This window comes from Desulfitobacterium chlororespirans DSM 11544 (genome assembly GCF_900143285.1).
Lineage (GTDB): Bacteria > Bacillota > Desulfitobacteriia > Desulfitobacteriales > Desulfitobacteriaceae > Desulfitobacterium > Desulfitobacterium chlororespirans.
Genome location: NZ_FRDN01000006.1, coordinates 143,246 through 158,495 on the forward strand (window position 1 = coordinate 143,246; position 15,250 = coordinate 158,495).

Sequence of the window (15,250 nt, forward strand, 5' to 3'; positions counted from 1 at the left end):
AAGTCCCTCCTCCTCTCATAGGCCAAGCCCATGCTTAACACTATGCAAAGGGGAGGGACAATATGTTTACTCTACTCTACGAATCTGGGCACCAATCCCGGTTAATTTCTCCACGACATACTCATAGCCGCGGTCGATATGGTGAACACCTTGAATTTCCGTTTCACCATCTGCAGTTAAGGCGGCAAGGATAAGGGCTGCGCCGGCACGCAGGTCGGTAGCGGTGACGGGGGCTGCAGTTAGATTGGAATTTCCCTGGATGATGGCACTGCGCCCTTCAATTTTAACTTCGGCACCCATCCGTTTAAGTTCATCCACATGCATGAAGCGGTTTTCAAACACGGTCTCCGTGACCACCCCCGTCCCATTAGCCCGGGTTAAGAAGGCCAGGAAGGGCGCTTGAAGATCCGTAGGGAACCCCGGATGAACCTGGGTCTTAATATCAACAGCATTATAAACACCTTCACCGACCACACGGATGCCATCATCTTCCTCACGGAAATACACCCCTGCTTCTTCCATCTTGGCCAGGAGGGGTTTCAAGTGGTCGGCGATCACATTTTGAACAAAGATATCGCCACCGGCAGCGGCGGCCATCAGCAGATAGCTGCCGGCTTCGATGCGATCCGGGATGACGGTGTGATTGGCACCATGTAACTCCTGAACACCCTCGATACGAATCACGCTGGTACCGGCCCCCCGGACTTTCCCGCCCATTTGGTTCAGAAAATTTGCTAAATCGATGATCTCCGGTTCTTGGGCAGCATTTTCAATAAAGGTGGTTCCTTCGGCACCGACTGCAGCCATCATAATGTTTTCCGTCGCACCCACGCTGGGGAAATCCAAATAAATGCGGGCTCCTTTTAATTTAGGAGCGCTCACATCCAGGTAGCCATGATCCATGCGAATTTCCGCCCCCAGAGCTTCCAAGCCTTTGAGATGCCAATTGATCGGCCGTGAACCGATGGCACATCCCCCGGGGTGGGAAATCCGTACCCTGCCCGTTCTGGCCAGCACCGGTCCCATGGTAACGATGGACGCTCTCATTTGGGACACTAAATCATGGGGCGCTTCCAGACTGGTGATTTCCGGTGTATTTATATACAATTGCGATCCTTCTCGCCTCACTGATGCACCAAATGCTCCTATAACCTGACACATGACGTCCACATCCAGTAAATGCGGAGCATCGTCAATGCGTATCGGCTCCGGAGACAACAAGCTGGCAGCAATTAAAGGCAATACTGCGTTTTTTGCTCCGCTTACGGTGATTTTCCCCTCTAAGGAACTACCGCCAGCAACAATAATTTTGCTCAAGTGTCCAGGCACCCCCAATTATGTAAAACTATCTATAGGCCAACAAATCCTCTGGATTTGTTTAAAAGCTTATCCAAAACTTATCCGACCTGCTTATATTCTCCTCAAGCACCCGAATTTCCTGCTTATTACCGGGTTCAGCCATGATTTAAAATTCTTCCAGCAAAACCGGTATTGCTAAGGCGGTCCTGCCTTGACCATACCCTTGGCTGATCACTTGAATATTGACTTTATCGTTACCCGCAACAACTTTCGGCAAAAAGGATTCTTGCCAGCCTGCCACTGAAGAGACACTCTCAGACAAGGAAAATTGCCGGGGAAGAATATTCTGTTGCAAAGCATATTGAGCTATATCCATCCCTTCCGGGACTCTTTCGTCAAGATAAGCGATACCGCCTGCTTGGCCGACATCCTGTACCAATCCTTGATACCATGAAAAAATGGCTTGCTCCGACTCCTGACTAATTCTGGTATATCCGGCCAGGGAATAACCTCTACTCATTGAATTGGCAGGATGAGACTCCTGCCAGACCCAATCTTCCTGAGGCAGCTGGTTAAGAAAGTTCTCCTGAGGTTTACCTTTTTCAAACCAAAGGATGATGCGCAATTCTGCTTCCTGGGCTTCCAGCAGCCCTGTACTCAGCAGCAAGGGATGCTTATCCTGTGAATCTGCCGTGGCCAAAGATGATTGATTCCCTAGGAAAGCATGGGTAAATACGACAACTCCTAATAATACGATAAGCAATTGAGCGCTTAAGGGGGTATTTAGAAAATACATCAAGGAAGCTTTTCTCTTCACTATATCCTCACACCTTATCTTCTCGTTCAGCTTTCTGCTCTCTTTAATTCTAGTTTTGCCAAAGCCTCGAAAAGATAACGGTTTTTTTGCAAGGAATTAAAATATTCTTCATCCACATAAACCAAAAAGAGGTTGCCTCGGAAGAGTAAAATCGCTTTTACTCCGGTTTAGAGACAACCTCTTTTCCAATCGAATGGTGACATAAATTTAGATAATAAAGCTACTAATCCTGGGCTGCATTGATCCGTGCTACAGCACGCATGAGGGCCAGCTCAGCACGTCGGACATCAATTCCTTCTCTCTGAGTCAGACGTTTTTCAGCCCTTTCTTTAGCTGCCAGGGCACGATCCAGATCAACCCTCTCACCGGGTTCCGCTGTATCAGCTAAAATGGTTACCTTATTATCCGATACTTCCACGAATCCGCCGGAGGTGGCTATTTTTTCTACTTTGCCATTAACCGTGTAGCGAATAACACCGATTTCGATGGAGGAAATCAAAGGTGCGTGATTAGGCAAAATCCCGATTTCACCGTTTCCCCCGGGCAGTACCACAAATTCCGCTTCTTCTTTAAGCACATTGCCTTCCGGGGAAACGACACGGAGTGTAAACGTCCCTGCCATAATTATGCCCCCAATGCTTTGGCTTTTTCGATAGCTTCTTCAATCGTTCCCACCATATGAAAGGCTGCTTCCGGCAGATTATCGTGCTTACCTTCCACGATTTCTTTAAAGCCGCGGATGGTTTCCTTAATCGGAACATATTTACCAGGTGATCCTGTGAAGACTTCAGCCACATGGAAGGGCTGAGACAGGAAGCGCTCAATCCGGCGGGCACGGGAGACGACGAGTTTCTCATCTTCCGAAAGCTCATCCATACCGAGAATGGCGATAATATCCTGAAGTTCTTTATACTTTTGCAGAATCTGCTGGACATCGCGGGCCACTTTATAATGCTCTTCACCAATAATCTGCGGGGAAAGAATTCGCGAGTTGGAATCCAAGGGGTCAACCGCAGGATAAATCCCTTTCTCAGAGATGGCACGGTTAAGAACCGTGGTCGCATCCAAGTGAGCAAAGGCCGTAGCCGGAGCAGGGTCAGTCAAGTCATCTGCAGGCACGTAAATGGCCTGTACGGAGGTGATGGAGCCGTTCCGGGTGGACGTAATCCGCTCCTGAAGGGCACCCATTTCGGTGGCCAGGGTAGGTTGGTAACCCACCGCAGACGGCATCCGTCCCAAGAGGGCGGAAACCTCAGAACCCGCTTGGGTAAAGCGGAAGATATTATCGATAAAGAGCAGCACGTCTTGATTTTGCACATCACGGAAGTATTCCGCCATGGTCAATCCGGTCAGTCCTACCCGCAAACGGGCACCGGGGGGTTCATTCATCTGACCAAAAACCATGGCCATTTTGTCGATAACCCCGGACTCTCTCATCTCGTTCCAAAGGTCGTTTCCTTCACGGGTCCGCTCGCCGACGCCGGCGAAAACAGAGAGACCGCCGTGCTCCATGGCGATGTTATTGATCAGCTCCTGGATCAATACGGTTTTACCTACACCCGCACCACCGAAGAGTCCGATCTTACCCCCTTTGGAGTAAGGGGCTAATAAGTCGATAACTTTAATCCCTGTTTCCAGCATGACCGTTGATGGATCTTGATCCACAAAGGCTGGAGCAGGTCTATGGATGGGATAAGAGGTGTCCGTGTGGACTTCTTCCCCATTATCAATGGCCTTTCCCAGTACATTAAAAATACGCCCTAAAGTCGCCGGTCCTACAGGGACGGTAATGGGAGCTCCGGTATTGAGAGCTGCCATGCCCCGCTGCAGGCCGTCGGTAGAAGACATGGCCACACAGCGTACTGTATTGTTGCCCAAGTGCTGAGCGACCTCAAGAGTGAGATCGATCTTCTTCTCGGGAACCGTGACTTTAACAGCACTATAAATCTCTGGCAGTGCCTCGGAAGCAAACTCAACGTCAACTACCGCTCCCATGATTTGCACAATTTTGCCGATATTCACAGGCGAGAAACCTCCTTTTTGCGTTTTGGCCTTGGACTATTCGAGAGCGCTGGCGCCCCCGACAATTTCGGAAATTTCCGTGGTAATCGCCGCTTGGCGAGCACGATTCAACTGCAGGGTCAGCCGCTCGATAGCCTCTTTAGCGTTGTCCGTTGCAGCCCCCATCGCGGTCATCTTTGCTCCCATCTCACTGGCTTTGCCTTCGAGCAAGGTGCGGAATACCTGAGTCTCCACATATTTAGGAAGGAGAGTGGTTAGAATCTCCTCGGCGGAAGGTTCAAAAATATACTCCGTGTTGGAAACCTGCTTAGGCTTTTCAATGGGAAGAAGCTTGATCCGGGTGGGACGTTGGGAAATTGCACTGACGAATTCATTATAGAGGAGATAGACTTCATCCAATTCTCCACTTTCATAAAGACCGATCACTTCTTGAGCAATTTCCTTAGCCTGTCCATAGGATGGGTTATCGCCTAGCCCTACGAATTCGGCAATGGTCTCAATTTTGCCACGACGGTAGAAATCTCGCCCTTTGCGTCCAACGGCAACGAGTCTTACGTCGTGAGTTTCTTCTGCAATACTACTATTGGTCATCCGAATCAGGTTCGTATTATACCCTCCGCAGAGGCCTCGATCCGATGTAATGATGATATAGCCTACCCGCTGCACAGGACGCTCCATAAGGAGAGGATGGGTTACATCCGCTTGATCCTGAGCAAGACGTGCCAGAACTTCCTGTAATTGGCGGGCATAAGGGCGGGCAGCGATGACCTTTTCCTGAGCTTTACGTAATTTGGATGCAGCCACCATTTTCATGGCTTTGGTAATCTGCTGCATATTCCGTACGCCACGAATCCTGCGTCGTATATCACGTGCACTTGCCACCTGGTTCACCTACCCCCTTTATTCGTTATTCCGCATGAAAAACTTTATGGGCAAAATTACCCTAAGAAACCTTCCTTAACCTCAGTGATAGCCTTTTCAATCTCAGCATTCAGCTCATCGTTAAGGGCTTTTTCCGTGCGGATTTTCGCGAGGAGATCAGCTTTAGTGGTGCGCATGGTGCGCAGATATTCTTCTTCAAAGCTCTTAATTTTATCCACCGGGATATCGTCCAGGAAGCCTTTGACCGCTGCATAAAGTACAACGACCTGCTCTTCGACGACCATGGGTTCATATTGTTTTTGCTTAAGAATTTCCATCATGCGCTCTCCGCGAGTGAGGCGCATTTGGGTGATCTTATCCAAATCGGAGCCAAACTGGGCAAAAGCCGCCAGCTCACGATACTGAGCCAAATCCAAGCGCAATTGTCCGGCCACCTGTTTCATCGCCTTAATCTGAGCGGAGCCGCCAACCCGGGATACGGAGATCCCCACGTTAATGGCCGGGCGGAAACCGGCGTTGAAAAGGTCAGTCTCTAAGAAGATCTGGCCGTCGGTGATGGAAATAACGTTGGTGGGAATGTAAGCCGAAACGTCTCCCGCCTGGGTTTCAATGATGGGAAGGGCGGTCATGGAACCGCTGCCCAAATCCGGAGAGAGTTTGGCTGCCCGTTCCAATAGACGGGAATGGAGATAGAAGACGTCTCCGGGATAAGCTTCACGGCCGGGAGGACGTTTCAAAAGCAGGGACAGTTCACGATAAGCGGCCGCTTGTTTGGTTAAGTCATCATAGATGATCAGAACGTGCTTGCCGTTGTACATGAATTCTTCACCCATGGCGCATCCGGAATAGGGTGCGATATAAAGCATGGGAGCAGGCTCGGAGGCCGTGGCCGAAACCACGATGCTGTAATCCATGGCGCCATGATCTGCCAGGGTTTTTACCACCCCGGCCACTGTGGAGGCTTTTTGTCCTACAGCGACATAGATACAGATAACATCCTTGCCTTTTTGATTAATGATGGTATCCACGGCTACCGCTGTTTTACCGGTTTGCCGGTCACCGATGATCAGCTCCCGCTGGCCGCGGCCGATAGGAACGATGGCATCAATGGATTTGAGTCCCGTTTGGAGTGGTTCATGAACGGATTTCCGATAAACGACTCCCGGGGCAGTGCTTTCAATGGGACGGAATTTGTCGGTTTTGATTTCGCCTTTTCCGTCAATGGGCTGACCGAGGGCATTGACGACGCGGCCAATCATGGCTTCCCCTACCGGAACTTCCACAATACGGCCTGTCCGCTTCACTTGGTCCCCTTCTCTGATCTCAGTAAATTTACCGAGGATAATGCAGCCAATGTTATCTTCCTCAAGGTTCATGGCCATCCCGTAAATGCCGCCGGGGAATTCCAGAAGCTCGCCGGACATAGCCTTTTCCAGACCATGAACCCGGGCAATTCCGTCCCCAACTTGGATTACGGTACCTACATCCACTACCTCCACTGCACTATCATAACGTTCAATTTGCTGTTTGATAATTGAACTGATTTCTTCTGGACGTAAATTCATCTTCGTCTATTCACCCCTATTTTTTGAGGTTCTCTCGACCCTTTTATGCGTGGCTGAGGCTTTGGCGAATCCTCTGTAATTTAAAGGCCACGGTTCCATCCATCACACGGTCCCCGATCTGAATCATGACACCGCCGATCAGCTCCGGGCGCACTTCCTTAACCATCCGTACATTCTTTCCGGTCATGCGGACCAATTCCTGATGCAAACGCTGCTCTTGAGTCTCACTCAGGGGAATTGCACTGTAGACTTTGGCTTCCACAATATTGCGGGCTTCGTCGGCAAGGTGTGCAAAGACCCGGGCAATCTCCAAAAGATAGTTTTGCCGTCTGCGATCGATCAGCAGGTTGAGGAAATTTCGCACCGTAACACTTAATTGGCCGGCGAAAATCTTATTCATCAGATCTTTCTTCTCGGAAAGAGAAATATGCGGATGATAAAGGACGTGGGCTACCTCAGCATTCTGTTCAATACACTGTGTCAGCTCCTGAAGTTCAGCCTCGATAGCGTCCAGGTTTTCCTGGACGGCAAGTTCAAACAAGGCTTGGGCATACCGCTGAGCTATCGCTCCCTTTAACATGGCAATTCCCCTACTTCTTGAATAAATTGCTCAATCATATCTTCCTGGCCTCTGACATCCAGGTTCTTACGAATAATTTTTTCAGCGACAGCCACAGATAAATCGGCGACTTGTGCCTGGACCTGAGCAATGGCCCGATCCCGTTCCCGTTCAATATCAGCCAAAGCCGACTGTTTAATCTTTTCGGCTTCGCCATGGGCAGCCGCGAGAATCTCGGCAGCTCGCTGCTCGCTCAGTTTGGTTGCTTTGGCAATGACTTCCTGAGCTTCTTGACGGGCTTTGCGCATTTCTTCCTGATATTCGCGCTTTATTTGTTCAGCCTGCAGGCGCTCTTTTTCTGCATTGGCGATGTTAGCCTCAATTTGATTGCGGCGCTCCTCCATCATCGTGATGAGGGGATTCCAAGCGAATCGTCTGAGAATATAAACCAAGAGCAAAAAAGATAAGACCTGGACGACCAATGTTAAATCAAAATGTATGGGATTCAATATTTACCCCCCTCTCAAGTCTTGTCCAGCGATGATTTTTTCAAGGGGGAACTTACTGTTCCCCCTTGTTCTTGACGGGCTGGGACTTAAGATCTCGCCCATGTATTGCAGACTACTTTGTGAACATGAGAAGTAAGGCAAGTACCCAGGTCAGAAGAGGCAAAGCCTCGATCAGACCGACACCGATAAACATGGTGGATTGCAGAGCCCCTTTAGCTTCAGGCTGACGGGCAATACCTTCCACAGTTTTCGTGATAACACTACCATTACCAAGTGAAGCTCCGAGGGCTGCTAATCCAGCAGCAATCCCTGCACCCAGTGCAGCAGCAGCAGATACGTCCACAGAGTTTCCTCCTTTCTTATTTCCCCAATAAAATTTTAAGTATTATTCCTCAGTGCCTGTTTCAGCACTGAAAATAAACGAAGAATGGATACAAATTCTTAATCCTCAGCCACTGCTTGAGCCACATAGGCTGTGGTCAAGACCGTAAAGACGAAGGCTTGGATCGCCCCGATAAAGACGCTGAAGGCCAGCCAAATGGCATCAGGCAGGATTCCTCCCAATACCCAAATACCGGGAAGCATCAGGATCACAGAGATGAGGACCTCACCGGCATAGATATTTCCAAAAAGACGAAAGGCTAAGGTCATTGGCTTGGACAATAAGTCGATGACGTGAATCACCGCAAATATCTTATAAGGCTCTAAAAAATGATGAAAATAATGAGATCCTTTATGTTTTATTCCCATAGAGATGACCAAACCCATGGTCATGAGCGCTAAAGCCATCGTGGTATTGATGTCGGCGGTTGGCGACATCAGCGCAGCCCCATGGAAGATTTCGTTCAACTTGGCGAACTCCACATTATGCAAAAGGCCAAAAGTAAAGTTCGGAATCAAGCCAAACATATTGGAGGCAAAGACGAATAAAATCAAAGTAACTAAGTAGCCAAGAAGAGGCTTACCTTTTTCATAGTCCATATTGTCTGAGATGAGCTTGCGAACAAAATCAACCATCCACTCCAGGACATTTTGCATTTTTCCCGGTTTACCACTGGTCAGATGCCGAGCCCCTGAAAGTACAAAAACTATGATAATTGCCATAACTATCCAAGTCATGATCAGGGTTTTGCCATGGAGTGTCATGCCCCCGATTTCCCACAATATCGTTTCATGCATTGTCTATCAATTCACCCCTTTCCACTGCTTAAAATGTTCTTTATGCTTGCCATGAGAGAGATTGCAAGACCCAGGGCTATACCCAGAGCCAAAGGAAACAGCCAGGCCGCTTGGAACCGACCCACTGCAACAACCGCCAAAGTTACCATGCCCAAACGCGCAAAAAAACTCCGACGCATGCGTTTAATCGCGATAACCACTTCGTCATCCACGCTGCGCAGAGTATCCCTATGTAACCAAAAAGTAAGCAAAAAACCTAGTACATAGCCCAGGAGCGCACCTAAGAGATTGGAATTGCCTGTCACTGCCACTCCCATAAGAATGAAAGAGGTTCCTACCAGCAGGAGGATTAAATTATTTTTTGTCATCCGTAACGCCAAACTTTCTCAGTGTAACAACCAAATAACATCCTCCCAATCCTAAACCTAAAATCATCAAGAGAAGTGAAAGCCAAGGCTGAGTGCCGAATCGCTGATCAAGAAAACGCCCCAGCAGAAATCCTCCCCCGACCAGTCCGGCCAGAGTGGTCGCAATACTTGTCCCGAAAGCCATCGCCTTAAGTACGGTCATGCGATTGTCGCCCATTTTACTTCCCTTCTGACTCCAATGAGTGTTTCGAAGAATTGGAAATAGTAAAAATTTATGCCTGATATAAATAATAACGCCGTTTTCTAAATATTTATTTTTTCCTCTTCCCTATCATAACAATTTTTTATGCTTATCGCAATAAGCGAGTTCGAAATAAGCAATTAATAAATCACAGGAAACCGATTGAAAAAAATAATGATGAATGACTATCTTTCATCAAATAGCGTCACAACCTCCAGCGGCTCAAAGCAGATCAGGTAGTTCGCCCACTCAACGTGCGGACCGTACTTTTCCTTGTAATAAGCTAAAGCATCTTCCAGGAAGCCTTCCGTCACGTCCATATATTCAGCAAATTCATATCTGCTCCTGATCCCCTCTCTGGAAGCCCCCACAAAGCTCTGGAGGGGGATTAATTTTTCATAGGCCATGCGTCTGGCCAATCGCTCCTGCTTCCGATTCCTCACTTTATGCTGGTCCAGAATATCTCCCACCGAAGTAAGGTAATGGGCCTGCTCTTCAGCAAGGGTACAGGCTTTTTCCCGTTCTGTCTCGATATTGCGGTTAAGCCAGATTATTTTATCGCAATATAAGCCTTTGATTTTGGGCAGCAGAGAGACTTCATAAACTCCAACTTCCTGTTGAGCCAGCTCAGCGCAAAGGGTTTCGTACAAAGTCATATCTTCACCTCTATTTATCCCGCTTTTTAGAGCGCACAAATTCCTTGAACCTCTCGATTTCCGCTAATTCCTCGTCGGTCCACTCCTCCCCGTCGTGATGAGCGGCTATGGTTTCAGGTTCGTAACTACCGGTCAAAGCGTCTTGCTCTTTTACACTTTCCGCGGCTGAGTACTGCTCACCATCGTCAGTGAATCCGGACAGAATGTACTCAGTAGAAACTTCTCCATTAACATCGTCGGGACCTTCTTTGTAGAAGATCTTACTTTCTTTATCCTCAATGGTGAGTTTGGGGATAGACCAGTAATCAAGATAGAAAGTAATACTTTGCCCCCAGAGGACAAAAACAACCGGAGCATTCTCCCTGAAATCAGGGGGTAAGATCAGCTCCCAAACAACAAAAAGGCTTAGGTCGTAATATTCAACATCGGTAAACGCTTCTTTTTTGAGCAGACTTTCTATGTATTTTCTTGTGCTGTCTTTGAACCAAAAACCTGAATCAATATTAATCCTGGCTGCATCCCAGATAAGCTTCTTATTTTGAGGACTATCAAGGGCTGCTTTCATTCCGGCAACACGAATCGAGCATCCCGCTTCTTTGGCATTGGTGAAGGGAGAGATTCCCAACAAATAATCCGTAGATACCTTAAAGAAATCGGCCACTTTCTGAAGGTTGTCTGCCGTAGGAAAGCTTTTGGTCCATTTGTATAGGGCGCCCCGCCCAAAGCCAAGCTCTCTTTCCAGCTGAGTTAAGGTTATCTTGTGAGTCTTACATAAACTCTGAATCTTTTCTAACAAAAAAGAGCACCTCCAGAAAAATATTTACGTAAAATATTCAGATTTACTATTGACTTACGTTTTATTTTCAGATATTATGGTCCCAACAGCTTGGGTTATTGAAAAGTCCGGTCGCTCAACCAACTTTTGCGTTTGTTTCACGCTCTAATATTAGAATATTTTCAGACGCATGTCAATGCCTAAGCTCTTTTTAAAATCCCTTGTTCTTTGGCAACTTCATATGGACCGTTGAGTACAGACGAATAGCTCCGGCGAAGTCGGCATAAGGCCGGCCAAAGGGCCCAAGGTAGAGAAAGACGGCTAAATATTATTTCAGAGATCAAAAAAAGGAGGCGAGACAAGGTGTGAGCGTGAATGAGAAAGAATTTGCCGCTTTCACAAATGACCTATATCAGTTACACAGGGAATTGCCTCAAGCTCACCATAAACTTCTTGAAGATCTGGAGAAACTGACGGAAGAAGCAGGCGAACACACCTCCCCAATTATTATCGAAGCCAAAGCGCTCCGTTTAGCTCAAAAATTTGCGGAGAATATAGGAAAGCGCATTGAGGGGGGATCAACATTTTAAACAATATTCACATTATGGCTGGGATCCAGCAGCTTTTGGCTGAGAGCTACCCTGACCATACGATCTACATGGATCTCCATCCTGAGCCCTTGGCGCGCCCCAGCTTCATGATTGAACTTGTGACAGCGGACCGTTCCCCGGTGAATTGCAGGACCGTCCATGAGGCAGTCTATTTTACTATTACCTGCTTTGATATCACGGGTGATGAGCCTGACAATACAGCCAATCTCTTATTGACCCAGCAAAGTGTGCTTGATCTTTTCCGCGCCGGGTATCTATCCGTCCAAGACAGAAAAATCTCTGTCGCCGCCAGCCCAGGAGGCCGCAACGCTGATCAAGCCTATGTGGATCTGCAGTTTGAATACTTTGAGGATTGTTCAGATGGGCAGGATATCACACCATTAATGAAAGAGGTCTATACGGCCATAAAGGAGGAATAAACATTGGGACTCCCAAATATCAATATTGAATTTAAGACAACGGCTGCTGCTGCTATTAAGCGTTCGCAAAAGGGAACCGTTGCCATTATTTTAAAGGACGCTGCTACGACCGCTCAAGGGATGCATGTACTGACCAATGTGACCCAGATCCCCGCAGCTCTGGGAACACTGAATAAGGATTATATCAGTCGCTCGTTTTTGGGCTATGTGCACCCGCCGCGTAAGGTGCTTGTCTATGTACTGCCTGATACGGCTGAAAACCTTGCCGCCGCTTTAAGCTATTTAGCTACGCAGACTTTCGATTATGTCGTCGGTCCCCCGGACTGTGATGCTGCCGAGGCGACAGAGATTGCCTCATGGGTAGCCGCTCAACGCGCCAACGGATTGACACCTAAAACCGTGCTGCCCCACAAGGCTGAAGATAGTCAAGCAATTATAAACTTCACAACTTCCGGCATTCAAGTGGGAACAGCTACTTACGACGCCTCGGGCTACTGCTCCCGGATTGCCGGGCTGATTGCCGGTACTCCCATGACCATCAGCTGCACTTATGCTCCACTGCCTGAGGTTACCGATGTGACCAGACTAGCCAAAGCGGACATGGATACAGCAATTGACCGTGGTGAGTTTATTATTTTCCACGATGGTGAGAAAGTTAAAGTCGGGCGGGGAGTGAATAGCCTGCAAACGACTAACCCTGACAAAAGCGAAATATTTAAGAAGATCAAGATTGTGGAAGCTGTGGATATGATCCGCAACGATATTAAGATGACCGCTCAGGATAACTATATCGGCAAATATGCCAATAGTTACGATAACAAATGCCTGCTGATCACAGCGATCAGCGGCTATTTCGCTCAATTGGAGCTGGACGGAATCCTGCAGCCAGGAACCAGCTCGGTAGGTATCGATACCGAAGCTCAGGAAGCTTATCTGCAGTCCGCGGGAGTGGATACCTCCGCCCTGTCCGAACAGGACATCAAAGAGGCCAACACCGGGGATAAGGTCTACCTCAAAGCCAGCATCAAGATCCTGGATGCTATTGAGGATATCGATCTGGATATTGTGATTTAAGGAGGAATGGACAAGTGGATAGTGCGAAAAGAGTAATGTCTGGTACATGGGGTGAAACTTTGCCCTCCTGATTAGTAATAATCAGGTAATAAAGCGGGAGAATTCAGAGAAAACCTAAGGTATAGCAACAAAAGTATGGTATTATAAACATATAGGAATCGCGAATCCCATTGAAAAAGAAGGTTTTCCGAGCCTTCTTCCTACAATTTAATTATCGAACGCACTTTCGGAGGTGCTGTTTCAATGTCAAAAAAGAAAATTGTAGCAGAGTTGCGTGCATATTTCCATCTTGAAGGGTACGAATTACTCTCTGCGGATTACATCAATGCGCATACTAAGCTCGACATTAAATGCAATAAAGGGCATATCTATCAAGCCACATGGAATTCATTCCAAGGGGGGAGAAGATGCTTTATTTGCGCGCACCACCATATCGGTAGATGTAATGCTAACTCGCACAGGGAGTTTGTTAACCGGTTAAAAGATAAAACAAACGGTGCCTGTGTCGCTTTAAGCGACTATGTAAACAACAGTAAAAAGGTGCTATTTAGGAATATAAACTGCGGACATACTTTTGAAGCTTCACCAAAACACGTTTTAGCTGGTCATACCTGTCCGATATGTGGATATGGCCGAATTGGAGACCTAAGGAAAAAGACCCACGAGCAATATGTTGAAGAGGTTAAATCCTTGGTCGAAGATGAATATAAGGTCTTGGGGAAATATAAAGGTGATGCCGTGCACATTAAGTTTGAACATGTCTTTTGTGGTCGAGAATTTAGTATGCGAGCTGGCAACTTTCTGCAAGGAGTAAGATGCCCACACTGCGCTGAATCAAAAGGTGAAAAAAGAATTTATGACTTTTTAGTCGAACATAGTTATAACTTTGTAAGAGAATATCGAGATGAACGTTGCAAACATAAAAGTTATTTACCTTTTGACTTCGCCGTATTCAATGATAAGGGAGAACTGAAACTGTTAATAGAATACGATGGAGAATTGCATTATAAAGTTGGAAGATGGGTCAATGCCCAAGAAAAACTTGCATCAATTAAAAGAAGTGAGAAAATAAAGGACGAATTCTGCTCTCGTTACGGCATTGCATTATTAAGAATACCATACACTCAAATTGATGAGATAAATTTGATTCTAAGGAGTGCTTTATGAGCACTTCTTTTGTTATGCTATGGCAACTCTGAGCCGAGCCAGGCGAAGCCCGAAAGTAGCCTGGAAGGTGCAACGACTAATGGGTGAGGAAGGCAACCAATAAGCCCAACACGAGTACCCGCCACCCTTAACGGGTGAAGATATAGTCTGAACTATGTGGAAACATATAGAACTGTGGGATAAAGCAGCCCGCAGGATAACATATTGGAAGTTTGGCTGGATAACGCCTATGTGGGTGAATGCTATGGCATGCAGGCTAAAGTAAGCTTTAATAAAGAAGATGTGCAAATTTGCGGTCGGATGGCTACGGATAAGAAAGTCTCCAGTATCAGCTGCACAGGCTCCTTGCGGATGCACAAGGTCTCCAGCCGGATGGCTAACGCTATTGGCGCCTCGATCCGCAACGGCAAAGATTTGCGTTTTGTGGTGATCTCCAAGCTGAATGACCCGGATGCCTATGGCGCTGAGCGGGTTGTACTGAAAAATGTAAGCTTCGACGATCTGACTCTGGCCGATTGGGAAGTAGCCACCAACGGAAAGATCGAGGCTCCCTTTTCCTTTACGGATTATGAACTTCTTGACGCTGTGGAGGCGAGATAATGGATACCTTAGAGCTGTTGCTTAAAGGGGAGCGGCCCAATATGCCGGAGAAAGAGATTAAATTAAAGCGGTTGAGCAAAGCCTGCGGCGGGGATATCATCTTCCGGTTGCGGGCCCTCAGCTTCAACCGGGTGGCTGAGATTAAAAACAGCCATGCCGGCGGCGATATGGAAGTTCACATTCTCTTGGCCGGTGTGATCTCCCCCGATCTGAAGTCCGAGGATCTTAAGCAAAAATATAATGCGGTTACGCCCTTGGAAATGATCAAAACCATGCTTCTTCCGGGCGAAATCGAGGATATTTCCCGGGAAATCGAGAAACTGAGCGGCTATCGGGTTACTACGGTAGAAGAGGTTAAAAAAAATAGAGTCGGATCCTGAGATCCAGCTTATGTATTATTTGTTTATCGAAAAGAACATAACACCAGGCTCTTATTACAACCTGCCTCCAGGGGAAAAGGTGATGATAAGAGCCTTCTTTGAAAAACACATGGAACAAAGGTCGGAG

General features: G+C 47.4%; 20 protein-coding genes. 6 read left to right on the forward strand and 14 right to left on the reverse strand.

The window, feature by feature from the left end; all coding sequences use genetic code 11:
* Nucleotides 1-66: 66 nt before the first annotated feature.
* From murA to BUA14_RS08925, 14 genes are all read right to left on the reverse strand, one after another.
* A complete protein-coding gene (murA, locus tag BUA14_RS08860) occupies nucleotides 67-1,317 on the reverse strand; it encodes a UDP-N-acetylglucosamine 1-carboxyvinyltransferase (RefSeq protein WP_072772282.1) in 1,251 nt (416 codons plus the stop codon).
* A gap of 148 nt (nucleotides 1,318-1,465) precedes the next feature.
* On the reverse strand, nucleotides 1,466-2,116 hold the full coding sequence (locus BUA14_RS08865; protein ID WP_072772283.1) for a hypothetical protein: 651 nt from the start codon (nucleotides 2,114-2,116) through the stop codon (nucleotides 1,466-1,468).
* 223 nt (nucleotides 2,117-2,339) lie between these two features.
* Nucleotides 2,340-2,738, reverse strand: coding sequence for a F0F1 ATP synthase subunit epsilon (locus tag BUA14_RS08870; RefSeq protein WP_072772284.1), 399 nt, complete (start codon nucleotides 2,736-2,738; stop codon nucleotides 2,340-2,342).
* 2 nt (nucleotides 2,739-2,740) lie between these two features.
* Nucleotides 2,741-4,138 (reverse strand): F0F1 ATP synthase subunit beta, encoded by a 1,398-nt coding sequence (gene atpD / locus BUA14_RS08875; RefSeq protein WP_072772285.1) that lies wholly within the window; start codon nucleotides 4,136-4,138, stop codon nucleotides 2,741-2,743.
* Nucleotides 4,139-4,174: 36 nt separating this feature from the next.
* The gene (gene atpG, locus BUA14_RS08880) at nucleotides 4,175-5,020 is read right to left on the reverse strand and encodes an ATP synthase F1 subunit gamma (protein WP_015945468.1); all 846 of its coding nucleotides are present in this window, start codon (nucleotides 5,018-5,020) and stop codon (nucleotides 4,175-4,177) included.
* 56 nt (nucleotides 5,021-5,076) lie between these two features.
* Nucleotides 5,077-6,585, reverse strand: a complete 1,509-nt coding sequence (gene atpA / locus BUA14_RS08885) for a F0F1 ATP synthase subunit alpha (protein WP_072772286.1) — start codon at nucleotides 6,583-6,585, stop codon at nucleotides 5,077-5,079.
* Between the two features lie 43 nt (nucleotides 6,586-6,628).
* Nucleotides 6,629-7,165, reverse strand: coding sequence for a F0F1 ATP synthase subunit delta (locus tag BUA14_RS08890; protein ID WP_072772287.1), 537 nt, complete (start codon nucleotides 7,163-7,165; stop codon nucleotides 6,629-6,631).
* Nucleotides 7,159-7,653 (reverse strand): F0F1 ATP synthase subunit B, encoded by a 495-nt coding sequence (gene atpF / locus BUA14_RS08895; protein WP_072772288.1) that lies wholly within the window; start codon nucleotides 7,651-7,653, stop codon nucleotides 7,159-7,161. Before atpF ends, BUA14_RS08890 begins: the two co-directional genes overlap by 7 nt.
* Nucleotides 7,654-7,765: 112 nt before the next feature.
* Nucleotides 7,766-7,996, reverse strand: coding sequence for a F0F1 ATP synthase subunit C (gene atpE / locus BUA14_RS08900; RefSeq protein WP_005815466.1), 231 nt, complete (start codon nucleotides 7,994-7,996; stop codon nucleotides 7,766-7,768).
* Nucleotides 7,997-8,094: 98 nt separating this feature from the next.
* Nucleotides 8,095-8,832, reverse strand: a complete 738-nt coding sequence (gene atpB, locus BUA14_RS08905; RefSeq protein ID WP_072772289.1) for a F0F1 ATP synthase subunit A — start codon at nucleotides 8,830-8,832, stop codon at nucleotides 8,095-8,097.
* 11 nt (nucleotides 8,833-8,843) lie between these two features.
* Nucleotides 8,844-9,212, reverse strand: coding sequence for a hypothetical protein (locus BUA14_RS08910; RefSeq protein ID WP_178371657.1), 369 nt, complete (start codon nucleotides 9,210-9,212; stop codon nucleotides 8,844-8,846).
* A complete protein-coding gene (locus BUA14_RS08915; RefSeq protein WP_072772291.1) occupies nucleotides 9,187-9,417 on the reverse strand; it encodes an AtpZ/AtpI family protein in 231 nt (76 codons plus the stop codon). Before BUA14_RS08915 ends, BUA14_RS08910 begins: the two co-directional genes overlap by 26 nt.
* Before the next feature lie 209 nt (nucleotides 9,418-9,626).
* Nucleotides 9,627-10,097 carry an ImmA/IrrE family metallo-endopeptidase gene (locus BUA14_RS08920; protein ID WP_072772292.1) on the reverse strand — a complete coding sequence of 157 codons (471 nt, stop codon included), beginning with the start codon at nucleotides 10,095-10,097 and terminating at the stop codon, nucleotides 9,627-9,629.
* Between the two features lie 10 nt (nucleotides 10,098-10,107).
* Nucleotides 10,108-10,893 (reverse strand): helix-turn-helix domain-containing protein, encoded by a 786-nt coding sequence (locus BUA14_RS08925; protein ID WP_072772293.1) that lies wholly within the window; start codon nucleotides 10,891-10,893, stop codon nucleotides 10,108-10,110.
* A gap of 350 nt (nucleotides 10,894-11,243) precedes the next feature.
* On the opposite strand from BUA14_RS08925, the gene BUA14_RS08930 reads away from it, so the two are divergent.
* From BUA14_RS08930 to BUA14_RS08955, 6 genes are all read left to right on the forward strand, one after another.
* Nucleotides 11,244-11,462 (forward strand): hypothetical protein, encoded by a 219-nt coding sequence (locus tag BUA14_RS08930; RefSeq protein WP_242954612.1) that lies wholly within the window; start codon nucleotides 11,244-11,246, stop codon nucleotides 11,460-11,462.
* A gap of 14 nt (nucleotides 11,463-11,476) precedes the next feature.
* Nucleotides 11,477-11,902: a phage tail terminator family protein gene (locus BUA14_RS08935; protein WP_072772295.1), complete on the forward strand. Its 426-nt coding sequence runs from the start codon at nucleotides 11,477-11,479 to the stop codon at nucleotides 11,900-11,902.
* Nucleotides 11,903-11,905: 3 nt separating this feature from the next.
* Nucleotides 11,906-12,976, forward strand: a complete 1,071-nt coding sequence (locus tag BUA14_RS08940; protein ID WP_072772296.1) for a phage tail sheath C-terminal domain-containing protein — start codon at nucleotides 11,906-11,908, stop codon at nucleotides 12,974-12,976.
* 243 nt (nucleotides 12,977-13,219) lie between these two features.
* Complete coding sequence (locus tag BUA14_RS08945) at nucleotides 13,220-14,143, forward strand: zinc-ribbon domain-containing protein (protein WP_072772297.1); 924 nt, start codon at nucleotides 13,220-13,222, stop codon at nucleotides 14,141-14,143.
* Between the two features lie 204 nt (nucleotides 14,144-14,347).
* Nucleotides 14,348-14,743: a phage tail tube protein gene (locus BUA14_RS08950; RefSeq protein WP_178371658.1), complete on the forward strand. Its 396-nt coding sequence runs from the start codon at nucleotides 14,348-14,350 to the stop codon at nucleotides 14,741-14,743.
* A complete protein-coding gene (locus tag BUA14_RS08955; RefSeq protein ID WP_072772299.1) occupies nucleotides 14,743-15,123 on the forward strand; it encodes a phage tail assembly chaperone in 381 nt (126 codons plus the stop codon). The genes BUA14_RS08950 and BUA14_RS08955 overlap by 1 nt, the downstream gene beginning before the upstream one ends.
* Nucleotides 15,124-15,250 lie beyond the last annotated feature (127 nt).

Bases quoted from the DNA above. Each gene is read 5' to 3' on its own strand.
- BUA14_RS08890 (WP_072772287.1), bottom strand. From the start codon at position 7,165: ATGTTAAAGGGAGCGATAGCTCAGCGGTATGCCCAAGCCTTGTTTGAA.
- BUA14_RS08935 (WP_072772295.1), top strand. From the start codon at position 11,477: ATGGCTGGGATCCAGCAGCTTTTGGCTGAGAGCTACCCTGACCATACG.
- BUA14_RS08920 (WP_072772292.1), bottom strand. From the start codon at position 10,097: ATGACTTTGTACGAAACCCTTTGCGCTGAGCTGGCTCAACAGGAAGTT.
- atpB (WP_072772289.1), bottom strand. From the start codon at position 8,832: ATGCATGAAACGATATTGTGGGAAATCGGGGGCATGACACTCCATGGC.
- BUA14_RS08955 (WP_072772299.1), top strand. From the start codon at position 14,743: ATGGATACCTTAGAGCTGTTGCTTAAAGGGGAGCGGCCCAATATGCCG.
- BUA14_RS08945 (WP_072772297.1), top strand. From the start codon at position 13,220: ATGTCAAAAAAGAAAATTGTAGCAGAGTTGCGTGCATATTTCCATCTT.
- BUA14_RS08915 (WP_072772291.1), bottom strand. From the start codon at position 9,417: ATGGGCGACAATCGCATGACCGTACTTAAGGCGATGGCTTTCGGGACA.
- BUA14_RS08870 (WP_072772284.1), bottom strand. From the start codon at position 2,738: ATGGCAGGGACGTTTACACTCCGTGTCGTTTCCCCGGAAGGCAATGTG.
- atpA (WP_072772286.1), bottom strand. From the start codon at position 6,585: ATGAATTTACGTCCAGAAGAAATCAGTTCAATTATCAAACAGCAAATT.